The following is a 5,081-nucleotide window of genomic DNA, read 5'->3' as shown; positions in this document are numbered from 1 at the left end:
TCGCTGCTCCAGCGCAGTGGGGGCGATCCCATCTATATGCAATATAACCTGATGCCGCCCGAAGAAAATGGTGATGGGACGGTCCCTATCCGGTCCGGCCGTGCCCCAGCGGGGCAATCCGGTGTGCAGGCCTGTGTGGCCTACCCAGGGGTTGACCACGAGGGTGCGTACAAGAACCGTCCGCAGCAGTACTTCGCGCTATGGGCTGTCACCAGAATTGTTTCCAACGTCAAGGGTACGGCACTGGAATACAGGTGATGATCCTCCGAGCGAGCACATGGCTTTTTTTGCTTCCATTGCTGTGCAGGAAGTCGCGAACCGCAAGGCAGAACTCCGGGGTACGAAGAGTATTGACCCGTATCCATTTCTCTATGCCGATGATGAGATCGATGGTCCGGATGCGCACTACTTTGTCCATCGGGGGAACGTGGGTGACGGGCCTAGTCGCCGCGTTTTCGAAGCGTACAAATGGGATCATGGGTATCGGTTCAAGCTTGGAATCGAAGGGAGCGACTTCCTTCATCCCGATCAGACAAAAGATCCTATTGTTCAGCATATCAAAATAAAGAATGATGTTCCAAAAAAAACACAACTCATATTCGACCTCGTCAAAAGACTGCGCTGGCGCAGCGAGGATGAAATACCTCGGGAACCCGGTCTCTGCTTTTTTGGTGCATTTCTTCCTGGAAAGGCAACGGACAAGGAAGATGTCCAAGCACAGTTTGCGTTTCCCAACAACCGGGACGTAAGTTTCGATTTCGAAAGCAACTCAGGTATTCGCGAACCCAACACCCTCATGCAGCGCGGCGATCAGATCAATGCTGGCCTGAGTTCCATGAAAGGTGGGCGAACCGTACGGAAAGGTGCCGTCACGTTGCAAGGAATCGATGCTGAAGAATGGCTCATTGCGGGGGAAACGGATCTGGAGGTGCCGGGGAGCATGTTTACTCTTGAGGCGAATTCGATGACGAGCGGTGCCCAGTCTCCGTTGCTGACGCTCGACTTTTATACAGGTTCGCCCAACGCCTTCGTGCAGGGTCGCATCAAGGCGGCGTCCATGAGCGAGGGTGAAGCGGTGGCATTGTGGGATGTCATTTCCCGTTCCTTGCGCCCACGACCGAATGGCTTCTGAGGAGGCGACGATGGCCGTTGACTTTGCAAGTTTGCCCCCGGAGGAGCCCGTACCCGACAACCCGCCTTCGCGGCTCCTCTGGACGGTTATCTTTTTCCTGATCGGGATCGCGGGCGTTTTCGTCGTGCTGTTTATCTGGCCAAAAGGCGAACCAACTCAGACGCCCTGGTTCTGGACCTGCGCAACGGTGTATCCATTCGGTGTCGCCGCATTCATGGTCTTGCGCCGCTATAGCGTTTACGAGGGGCACCGGCTGGACGCCATCGCGTGGAACGACGCCCGCGAAGACTACGTGAACGATGTATTTGAGCGGGCCAGCCGACCGCTGGGAGTTCTTGCTTCGACTGTCAGGTTTGCCAGTGAGGAGAAGGAAGACGACTTTGGCAAGTTGCTGGACGGATCCGTCAAGCTCGAGCCGCAGATTGCCCTCAAGCCGGACGCGCCGCTGGTCAATGCTCGCTGGTTCGAAAAGCCGGACAGGAACAAGGACGGAGTTCCGTTCAGGAACGACGACGAGCGCCGCCGGTATGTCCTCGCATGGGCATTCAGCACGGTGACCGATACGGTTGCAGAAGCGGTGCGTTCGTTGCCACCAGATTTGAGGTTGAAGGTCCAGTTGATGCTGCCGGGCGTCGTGGACACGGACGAAGCGCTGGCGATCTGGGAAAGGCGATGGGCGTGGACGGACCTGCGCCCGGTTCAGGTCAGGCTCATGCCAGAGCCGTCCGACCTGATGTACGCCGACGCGTGGCTTGACCGGGTCAACCGCAGGCTCGACGAGGAGGCACGACTTCTCGTTTGCGTGAGACTGAACGCAATTTGTCAGGCGCTCCCTCTTGATGGGAGTGCAGAAACCATTGTTGCCCTTCTCGTTGCGCCGGAAGCGGTATGCCAGAAATTCGCGCTCGCGCCGATCGCGATGTTCCATCGGCCGAACGGGACAGATGACTGTGCCATAGACGACGCCCTCGCGCGTACCCTGCGATGGGGATGTAGCAAGCCCGCGGACATCAAACGGATCTGGCAGGGCGGCCTCGATGGTGCCGGCGCCAATGCGGTAACCAAAGCTGTCGTCAAGGCAGGTATTGGAGCAAAGGTCGCGGATATCGACTACATGGTTGGTCATGCCGGGCCGGCGGCGCCGTGGTTTGCCGTGGCGTGCGCGGCCAAGAGCGCTGTGCAGGATGGTGCGCCCCAGCTTGTTGCGACGGCTGGAAAGACCGGAGTCTGTTTTTCGGTTATGCGAAGTGTCACTTGACGAAGAGGCACCCCGCGAGCGTTCCGCGTGCTAGTCGATTGCGGTGTGGAACACGAGACGATTTATCTCATCAATCTGGAATCACATCATGGTCAGGCGGTACGACATTCTGAAGGGCGACAGGACGACAGCGGATGGCACCGTAGTGGGTGGCGATCCGAAAGACAGAGTCGGTGATCGCGAGCAGACCTACGAGCAGGATGAAGTATGGTGTCCCAAGTGTCAGTCGACAGGTCGTATCGTGTGCGACGGGCCGCGCCAGTCAATGACGGGACCCGATGGCAGGCAAGGCGCACTGAGCGATGACCTGTGCGTGTGCAGGTGTGATCCACCTCCACGTCTGCTTCCATCGCAATATTCATCTTACGTGGATGTTTGAGCGTAGGCCAAAACTGCTGCGGCAGCTCCACTTCCGGGGGCAGGCCACCGGCTTTTCCATCTGGCATTGCAACTTCACCTTCGACTGTAACGAGATATGCTACGCAAGTTCCGGACCGACATTCTGAGCGTCGTCATACTGGTTGTGCTGCCCGGATTGCTGATCTGGTTCAGGGGCGACTCGTGGTTGGGTCTACATTCAGCCGAACGTCGGGCAGGGTGGATCGTCGCCCTTTGCGTCGTGTTCGTCGTGCTGTTCCTGTGGTTCAGCTTCGATGAATCTTCGCGACCAGCCATCGCTGCACGGCGGATCCGGTACTGGGTAGCGAAGCAGTTCAGCCCGTCATCAGGGCAGTCCGGCAGCGTGGCATCGGCGGAGGGTTCGCACGCAGCAGACTTGCGTAACAGTCTTCGCGACAGGCACGGATGGCGCTGGCGTTACCGCGAGCGTTGGGTGCTCATCACTGGCGACGAACCACTCGTCAAGCGTCTCGCTCCCGGCCTCGTCGCCACCGGCTACCTGATCACCGGCGGCACCGTCCTGCTCTACGCGAAGCAGACCACCGACAGACTCGACACCGACTGGCTCAACCAGATTCGCCGCCTGCGCTCCCGCCGGCCGATCGACGCGATCGTGGCAGTGACCCGCAACCGCACGTCGGCGAGGTCTGCGTTCGACGCCGACGAGCTTGCCCAGCGCCTGGCGCGCCACGCCCGTGCACTGCGCTGGGCGGCACCCACCTATCTGGTCAACGTAACGGATTTTGGCACCGAGCCCACGGGTCCGGACGAGGCGATTGGTTTCACGTGGTCGAACGCCCGCGTGAACGCGGACGAGGTCCACACGTCGCTACGCAGCCTCATACGCAATCTCGCCGACACCGGGGTCGAACGCATTGCCCGGGACAATCACGACCGCTACCCCGCCGAACTTTCGCAGCACATTGAAATGCTGGGCAGTTCGCTGCCAGGGCTGGTCATGCAGACGGCCCGCTCGCGCTACTGGCGCCACGCCGTTCACGGCCTGCTTTTCGCACCGCTATTCAGGGAGCGGGAGCTGGCCCCACCTGCGGCTACTGGTAAAGCCGTCGAAGAGGGGGGAGACGATCCCATCGCTCCACAGCACCGCTCGATCTGGCAGACCGTCGCCGAGCACAGCCGAAAAATCCACGGTCGCCGCGTTGGCTTTTCACCGTCGATCCTCGCCGCGTGGATGGCAACAGGCGTGGCCGCCCTCTGCATCGTGGGCACGATGGTCTCGGGGTTTTCGAATCGCGCCACGATCGGCGCAGCACAGGACACGCTCGCGAAACTGTCTGGCACCCTGAGCCCGGCGCAGGGCATGCAGGCACTCGACAGTCTCGACAAGCAGATCGACACGCTCGAGACACGTCAGCGCGACGGCGCGCCCTGGACCGCGCGCTTCGGTCTGAATCGCGACAGCGCCGTACTCGCTGTGCTGTGGCCCGGCTATGAGGATGCTGCGGGCCGTATCCTCGTTGGTCCGATCCGCCAGAAACTGGAGGATCGCCTGCGCCAGCTTGCCTCGATGTCCGACGCGGAGATCGCAAGCGGCGGCAACGCCCAGGCGCAGGCCGCCTACGATACGCTCAAGGCCTACCTGATGCTCGCCAGGCCCGAGCGGGCCGTCGCGTCCTTCCTCACGCCCCAGCTTCTGGCAACGCAGGCGCCCGCCCGCCCGCCTCGCCGCTGTCGTCCGGCACGTGGGAGGACCTTCGCCAGCACGCCATTCAATTCTTCGCGGATCACCTGGGCCGTCGACCTGCTGCGAATGGTTCACCGCTCGCCATCGTGCCGGACAGCAGCCTGGTTGCCGCTACGCGCCAGACCGTCATTGGCGTGCGCGGCATCCAGAACTCGACTGACGCGACCTACCAGCAGATCCTCGACGACGCAAAGCCGAAGTATCCGCCGGTCTCCCTGGCCGGCCTGCTTGGCGACACCACCGGGCGCGGCCTGTTCAACACGAGCCAGACCATTCCGGGCGTCTTCACGCGCGAAGCGTGGGAGCAGCGCATCTCGAAAGCGATCGACGAGGCGAGCAGCCAGGGAGACGTCGCCGGCGACTGGGTGCTCTCCGACACAAAGACGGCCAGCGCGACGTCATCGACGCTGAAAGCGGAACTGCGGCAGCGCTACTTCGACGACTATGCCCGCGCATGGGCGCAGTTCCTCGACAGCCTGCGCTGGCAGAGCGCCTCGACACTGTCTGCCACCGCCGACCAGCTCTCGCTGCTGGGCGACCCGCAACGCTCGCCGCTGGTTGCGCTCATGAATGCCATCGTGTATCAG

3 protein-coding genes and 2 pseudogenes are annotated in these 5,081 nt (G+C 61.4%); all 5 read left to right on the top strand.

Annotation, left to right across the window (positions count from 1 at the left end; translation table 11 throughout):
• Positions 1-258, top strand: a pseudogene (locus tag M3I56_RS40175) (hypothetical protein); the annotation flags it as partial.
• Positions 259-277: 19 nt separating this feature from the next.
• Positions 278-1,132 carry a T6SS immunity protein Tli4 family protein gene (locus M3I56_RS40170; protein WP_254358580.1) on the top strand — a complete coding sequence of 285 codons (855 nt, stop codon included), beginning with the start codon at positions 278-280 and terminating at the stop codon, positions 1,130-1,132.
• A gap of 10 nt (positions 1,133-1,142) precedes the next feature.
• The gene (locus tag M3I56_RS40165; RefSeq protein WP_254358578.1) at positions 1,143-2,390 is read left to right on the top strand and encodes a hypothetical protein; all 1,248 of its coding nucleotides are present in this window, start codon (positions 1,143-1,145) and stop codon (positions 2,388-2,390) included.
• 88 nt (positions 2,391-2,478) lie between these two features.
• Complete coding sequence (locus M3I56_RS40160) at positions 2,479-2,769, top strand: PAAR domain-containing protein (RefSeq protein WP_254358577.1); 291 nt, start codon at positions 2,479-2,481, stop codon at positions 2,767-2,769.
• A gap of 96 nt (positions 2,770-2,865) precedes the next feature.
• Positions 2,866-5,081 (top strand): annotated as a pseudogene (locus tag M3I56_RS40155) (ImcF-related family protein); the annotation flags it as partial.

It is taken from the genome of Paraburkholderia sp. CNPSo 3281, from assembly GCF_024206515.1.
Lineage (GTDB): Bacteria > Pseudomonadota > Gammaproteobacteria > Burkholderiales > Burkholderiaceae > Paraburkholderia > Paraburkholderia nodosa.
Note: the sequence above shows the minus strand (reverse complement) of the source record. Positions and strands in the feature narration are given on the sequence as shown.